Annotated in this window: 7 protein-coding genes; 3 read left to right on the top strand and 4 right to left on the bottom strand. The window is 70.7% G+C overall.

Annotated elements, in window-relative coordinates:
• On the top strand, positions 1 to 284 hold a 284-nt coding region (locus WBA11_RS03940; RefSeq protein ID WP_424519422.1), incomplete at its 5' end, for a LytTR family DNA-binding domain-containing protein.
• Between the two features lie 32 nt (positions 285 to 316).
• Positions 317 to 1,675, top strand: a complete 1,359-nt coding sequence (locus WBA11_RS03935; RefSeq protein WP_424519421.1) for an alpha/beta hydrolase — start codon at positions 317 to 319, stop codon at positions 1,673 to 1,675.
• 13 nt (positions 1,676 to 1,688) lie between these two features.
• On the opposite strand, the gene WBA11_RS03930 is transcribed toward WBA11_RS03935, so the two are convergent.
• Genes WBA11_RS03930 through WBA11_RS03915 form a run of 4 tightly spaced genes read right to left on the bottom strand, consistent with a single transcriptional unit; the run spans position 1,689 to position 5,475 of the window.
• A complete protein-coding gene (locus WBA11_RS03930; protein ID WP_424519420.1) occupies positions 1,689 to 2,666 on the bottom strand; it encodes a vWA domain-containing protein in 978 nt (325 codons plus the stop codon).
• Positions 2,663 to 3,448 (bottom strand): SIR2 family NAD-dependent protein deacylase, encoded by a 786-nt coding sequence (locus WBA11_RS03925; RefSeq protein ID WP_424519419.1) that lies wholly within the window; start codon positions 3,446 to 3,448, stop codon positions 2,663 to 2,665. Before WBA11_RS03925 ends, WBA11_RS03930 begins: the two co-directional genes overlap by 4 nt.
• Positions 3,449 to 3,457: 9 nt before the next feature.
• The gene (locus WBA11_RS03920) at positions 3,458 to 4,594 is read right to left on the bottom strand and encodes a hypothetical protein (protein ID WP_424519418.1); all 1,137 of its coding nucleotides are present in this window, start codon (positions 4,592 to 4,594) and stop codon (positions 3,458 to 3,460) included.
• The gene (locus tag WBA11_RS03915) at positions 4,591 to 5,475 is read right to left on the bottom strand and encodes a DUF58 domain-containing protein (protein ID WP_424519417.1); all 885 of its coding nucleotides are present in this window, start codon (positions 5,473 to 5,475) and stop codon (positions 4,591 to 4,593) included. The genes WBA11_RS03920 and WBA11_RS03915 overlap by 4 nt, the downstream gene beginning before the upstream one ends.
• Positions 5,476 to 5,626: 151 nt before the next feature.
• Between WBA11_RS03915 and purQ the strand changes: the two genes are divergently transcribed.
• Positions 5,627 to 6,259 (top strand): phosphoribosylformylglycinamidine synthase subunit PurQ (gene purQ, locus WBA11_RS03910; protein WP_424519416.1); only part of this gene is annotated, 633 nt, incomplete at its 3' end.

Raw genomic sequence — 6,259 nt, 5'->3', positions numbered from 1 at the left:
ACGTGCGCCGGTTCGAGTCTGTCGGCAACTACACACGGCTCCACTTCGACGGGCCGGCTGGCCCCGAGACGACGGTCGTCCACCGGTCGCTGTCCGGCCTCGAGGACCGACTCGACCCGGCCCACTTTGCCCGCGCGAGCCGGTCGGAGTTGATCGGGCTGAGCCACGTCGTCGGCCTCGAGGACGCGCTCAATGGCGGCCTGACCGCCCGCCTCAGCGACGGGACCTCCGTCGAGTTTTCCCGTCGCCGCGCCGCCGCGCTCCGCGAGCGCTTGTCGCTCTGACTCATCCGCTGACGTACCACACCCCCTCGGCCATGGCTCGCCTCGTCTTCCTCGTCATCACGTTTGCAGCGTTCTCTCATGCGGCAGCTCAGCCCCTCGCCATGGACCGCGTCCTGGGAGCGTGGTCTGCGAAAGAGGACGCCTTCCGAGCGACCCTGCTCCTTGAGCGCGATGCCGATAGCTCGCTCGTGGCGTTTTTTGCGGCACCCGACCTGTCCCGGGGCGCTCGTCTGTCGAGCGCTGTCGTGCGCGGGGACAGCCTGTTTCTCGAGGCGAGCGCTGTCGATGCCGCGTTTCGCGGCGCCATTTCGAGGACGGACCGCCGGATCACCGGCACGTGGACGCAGGAGGACATGATCGTCCGACTCACGCTCGTCCCGGCGACTTCGAGGCTACAGCCTCTGGCCCGACCACGGGACCCGGCTCCCTCCCATCCGTACGCGTCTGAAGACGTGGTCTTCCAGAGCGCCCCAAACATCCGCCTCGCCGGCACCTTGACGATTCCCGACGGCCCAGGCCCGCACCCTGCCGCGGTCCTCGCCCCCGGCACCGGCGACAACGGCCGCGACTACGAGATGGACGGCCACCGCCCCTTCCACGTCCTCGCCGACCACCTCACGCGTCAGGGGTTCGTTGTCCTACGCTACGACGAGCGCGGCGTGGGAGAGTCCGATGGCGTCCCGTTCGCGTCGAGCTTCGACGACCAAGCGCGGGACCTAGCCGCGGCCGTGCGCACCCTCAAAGACCGGCCCGAGGTCGCGGCGGAGCGGGTCGGGATCGTTGGTCACAGCGTCGGGGGCGTGCACGCTCCCTACGTTCACGAACGTTTGGAGCGGGCGGCGTTCCTGGTACTGCTGATGACACCGAGCGCCCCACTTCGTGACGTGTTGCGAGAGCAGTCACCCCGGATGGCCGCTGCCCGGGGGGCGTCCGACCTCGAGGTCGAGGCTCAGCGAGCGCTCGGCCGCGCCATCATCGATGCGGCGGCTGCCGACACCGATTCGCTGACTGCCGCCGCTGCGATGGGCGTCGCCTACGATGCCGCCGGATGGGCACCCGACGCTCGAGAGGCCGGCATCCGCGCGAACACGTCGCCGTTCTGGCGCGACCTCGTCCGCTTCGACCCCACGTCCGTCCTTGAGGCCGTGGACGTTCCGGTCCTGGCCCTGTACGGGCGCTCCGACCTCGCGGTGACGCCGCAGGAGAACGCTGCCCAGATGACGGCTGCACTCACGGCCAGTCCGACCGACGACGCAACGGTCGCGGTGTTGGGAGGGCTCAACCACTCGTTCCAGACGTCGCTGACCGGTCTCGAGGGCAGCGCGTTCGATCCGCAACTCTTAGACCTCCTGACAGAGTGGCTCGTCACCCGCACCTCCAACAACAGGTGACAGAGTCTCCGATCTACGGCACCTCGCGGAGCCGCGTCGTGGACAGCGCGATGGCGGCGACCAGGCAGATCAGCGCGGGCCACAGCGCCCACGGGTAGCGCTCCTCGACGTCGAGCAGGACGGTCTCCTCGATCTCGGTCCGCTCGAGGGCGCTGATCTCGTCGTAGACCTGGCGGAGCGCCTCGCGGTCGGTCGCGCGGAAGTAGCGCCCGCCCGTCGTCTCCGCGACCTGGCGCAAGGCTTGCTCGTCGACCTCGGGCGCCGGCCCCAGCCGGCCCATCCCGAACGGCGACCGACCTCGAATCTGTCCGCCCTCGCCTCCGACGCCGATCGCGTAGACCTTGACGTCGAGGGCGGCAGCGGCCTCGGCAGCGGTCTGGGGATCGACCTGGCCGCGGTTGTTCTGGCCGTCCGTGAGCAGGACGACGACCTTCGACTCGGCCTCCGAGTCGCGCAGCCGCGCGGTCGCTGTCGCCAGGGCCGTCCCGATCGCCGTCCCGTCCTCGATGAGGCCCATCCGCACCTCCTGGAGCATCGACAGCAAGAACGGGTAGTCGAGTGTCAGGGGCGCCTGCGTGTAGGCCTGGGCCGCGAACACGACCAACCCGATCCGGTCGGACTCTCGCCCTCGAACGAACTCGGCCGCGACGGCCTTGGCGGCCTCGAACCGGTTGGGCACGAAGTCCTCAGCCGTCATCGAGGTCGACACGTCCAAGGCGAGGACGATGTCGATGCCCTCCGTCGAGCGCTCGACGGTCGCGTCGCGCACCTGGGGCCGCGCCATCGCGACGACGGACAGCGCGAGCGCGACGATCAAAAGAGCCTCGGGCAATCGGCGCCACCGCGCCCAGCCGGTCGATGGCAGCGACGCCGCGTCGCCGGCCACGGAGTACTGGACGCCTGCCGCCTCGCTCCGGCGGCGCCACATCGTGACGGCCAGCACCGCGACGACGGGTAGCAGGATGAGCCAGAAAGGGGCGGCGAAGATCACGGCAGCGGTTCGTCGGGACGGGGCATCGCAGCGCCGAGAGCGCCCACGATCTCGGGGAGAATGTCGCCTGCGCGACCTCGAACTTGCTCGTGGAGCCGCCACGCGATGTCGCTCGGCTCGGGGTTCACCTCGGCGACGTAGGCGCCGGACTGACGGGCGATCTGGGGCAGCCCCGCCGCCGGGTACACGACCGAGCTCGTCCCGACGGACAAGTACACGTCGGCCATCGCCGCCGCTTCGGTCGCTCGCCCGATCGCCTCCTCCGGCAGCGCCTCGCCGAACCAGACCACGTCAGGCCGGACCAGACCGCCGCAGTTCTCGCACGTGAGTGGCCCGGCCTCGAGGGCGGACTCGTGCGCCGGCGCGTGGCAGTCGATGCAGTGGGAGCGCGTGATCGTGCCGTGCAGCTCCACCAGGCTCTCGCTCCCGGCGCGGCGGTGCAGGCCGTCCACGTTCTGGGTCGCCAACAAGAACTCGCCGCCGCGACCGACGACCCAGCGCTCGAGCGCCGCGAGGGCACGGTGCCCGTCGTTCGGCGCCACGTCCTCGACGACGGCGCGGCGGTGCGCGTACCACCCCTGCACCAACGTCGGATTGTCCAAGAACGCCTCGACGTTGGCGAGCTCCTCGGGACGAAATTTCTGCCACAGCCCGTCCGGGTCGCGGAACGTCGGGACGCCGCTCTCGGCCGAGATGCCGGCGCCGGTCAGCACCGCGACGCGCTCGGCCTCACGAAGCCGGCGGACGAGCGTGTCGGAGAACGGGTACAGCGGTTGGTGCACGGCGGTCCGCTAGGCGGAAGGGGAGACGGCGTTCGCGGGCTCGACGGGCCGCTCGGACCGGGTGACATCGGCCTCGACGGCTTGGAGGACAGAGCGGGCCTGGTCCCGAATGCCGGCCGCGACGTGGGCCGCCGGTCGGACGCGGGCGAAGGCGACCAAGTCGGTCGGTCGCAGGACGTGACGGACCATCCCTGCCGACTCACTCGTCACGCGGGCGTCAGCCTCGAGGACGGCCCCGAGATCGTCGGTCGTCGAGGTCGCGGCGGGGACGCGCACGCGTTTTTCGAGGTAGTCCCGGACGATGGCCCGTACCTCGACGACGAACGCCTCGACGGCTTCCGGTGTGTCTGGCGCGTCCGCATCGAGGGCGCCGAGTCGAGCGAGGGCACCCTGGTACGGATCGACGCTCGTGATCGTCCCTCGAGGACGACGGAGCACGCGAGTGAGCCCCCAGACTGCCAGACCCACCAGCGACGCCGCCAGCACGCCGAGGGCGATCCAGACCGGCGCCGCGCTCGGGAACGGCTCGGGGTCGCTGAACGGCGCCGGCTCCCACGGGGCCTCGCCCTCGAGGACGGACCGGACGGGCACGACGGCAGCACGGGTCGCGAGCGGGATGGTCTCGCCACGGTCCGAGACGACGACCTCGACGGGTCCGACGCGCGCCGTGTCGGCCGCGAACGTGACGACGCGGAAGACCGCGCTGTCGACACGGGCTGACGCCGTCCGGCGCGGCGGGAACCGTTCGACCTCGAGGACGAGCGCGTCGCCGAACGCCAAACTCGGGCGGTTGCCGGTCGAGACCGGCACGTCGGGGAACGCGGTCTGCTGGCCCGGCGCGTGGCGGACGGTGACGGCGACCTCGAAGGGATCGCCGGCGGAGACCGAGTCCTGGAGGACGGTGAGCTGCGCGCTCTGGGCATGAGCGGACCCAACGCAGAGAAGTAGCACGGCCAACGCCCTCGAGGCCGTAAGGCCGGCGCAACCAACGGTGCTCGACCTCGAGGACGGCGCGCCCTCGATGACGACTTCGGTGGTGCTGTAGGGGCGACCCGGTGGGTCGCCCGGTCCGACCTCGATGGCTCGGCGGACCTCGACGCAGCGCTCGACCTCGAGGACGCCTGCCCTGTTCGTCCATCGACTCATCGCCGCGACCGGTGGCGGAAGAAGGACGACAGCGGCTCGACGTAGTCCGTGTCCGTGCGGAGGGTGACGTGGTCCACCCTCGAGGCTTTGAGCGTGGCCTCGATGCGCGACGACCGATCGCCGGCCCGCGCCGCAAAGGCCTGCCGGACGGCCCGGCTCGAGGTGTCGACGAGCGAGGCCTGGCCGGTCTCGGCGTCCACGACGCGGAGCAGTCCGACGGCCGGCAGCGCCTCCTCGCGGGGGTCCACCAATCGGATCGCCACGACATCGTGCTTTTGAGACGCGATGCGCAGCGACCGAGCCACGTCGGCCTGGCGGGGGGCCGGGACCAGGAAGTCGCTCACCAGGACCACGATGGCCCGGCGGCGCTGGACGCGCAGCACGTGGTCGACGGCGCCCGCGATGTCGGTCCCCTTGCCGACGGGCTCGTGGGCGAACAGGTCGCGGACGAGACGCAACACGTGGCGCTTGCCGCGCTTGGCCGGGACGGCGCGCTCGACGCGGTCCGAGAACAGCACCAAGCCCACCTTGTCATGGTTGCGGAGCGCCGAGAACCCGAGCACGGCGCAGATCTCGGCGGCCAGGTCGCGCTTGGCCCGAGCGCTTCCAAAGTCCTCGCTGGCCGACACGTCCACGACCAGGATCAGCGTCTGCTCGCGCTCCTCCTCAAACATCTTGACGTGCGGCTCGCCCGTCCGCGCGGACACGTTCCAGTCGATGGTCCTGACGTCGTCGCCGATCTGGTACGGGCGGACCTCGGCGAACTCGATGCCGCGGCCCTTGAACGCCGAGTGGTACTCGCCCCCGAACACATCGTCGACGAGCCCGCGCGTGCGGACCTCGACGTGGCGGATCTTTTTGAAGAGCTCCCTGGGGATCAAGGGAAACGAGGGTGGAAACGTGGAACGGAGCCGAAGACCGATCTCGTCCTCGAGGCCGGACTCCCGACGGCTAGATTACCTCCGGGACCCGCGGGCACGAGTCGCTGAGGAGCGCTCGCCCGTTTCCCGCCCTCCACTGCTGTCTCCGACCATGGCTCGCGTCGCTGTCCTCGTCTTCCCCGGCTCCAACTGCGACCACGATGCGCACCACGCCCTCGAGGTCGTGCTCGGCCAAGACGTCCGCATGGTGTGGCACAAAGAGGGCTCCATCGGCGACGCGGACGTGGTGGTCGTGCCCGGCGGATTCAGCTACGGCGACTATCTGCGGGCCGGCGCCATCGCTCGGTTCTCGCCCGTGATGAAGGACGTGGTCCGGTTCGCGGGGACCGGCGGCCCGGTGCTGGGCGTCTGCAATGGGTTCCAGGTCTTGTGCGAGGCCGGCCTGCTCCCCGGCGCCTTGATCCGCAACGCGAGCCTGCGGTTCGCCTGCAAGCCCGCGCACCTGCGCGTCGAGTCGACCTCGACGGCGTTCACCGCCGGCCTCGAGGACGGCGAGATCCTGACGATCCCGGTCGCCCACGGCGAAGGTAACTACGTCGCCGACGACGACACGCTGGACCGACTCGAGGGCGAGGGACGGATCGTCTTCCGCTACGTCAGCGCGAGCGGCGAGGTCACGCCGGAGGCGGCGCCGAACGGCTCGGCACGCAACATCGGCGGCGTCACGAACGCGCGCGGCAACGTGGTCGGGATGATGCCGCACCCGGAGCGCGCCGTCGAGGCC

The sequence above is a fragment of the Rubrivirga sp. genome (assembly GCF_049648075.1).
GTDB lineage: Bacteria > Bacteroidota > Rhodothermia > Rhodothermales > Rubricoccaceae > Rubrivirga.
The sequence above is the reverse complement of the archived record's forward strand: the minus strand, read 5'-3'. Positions and strand labels throughout refer to the sequence as shown.

Bases quoted from the DNA above. Each gene is read 5' to 3' on its own strand.
- WBA11_RS03935 (WP_424519421.1), top strand. From the start codon at position 317: ATGGCTCGCCTCGTCTTCCTCGTCATCACGTTTGCAGCGTTCTCTCAT.
- WBA11_RS03920 (WP_424519418.1), bottom strand. From the start codon at position 4,594: ATGAGTCGATGGACGAACAGGGCAGGCGTCCTCGAGGTCGAGCGCTGC.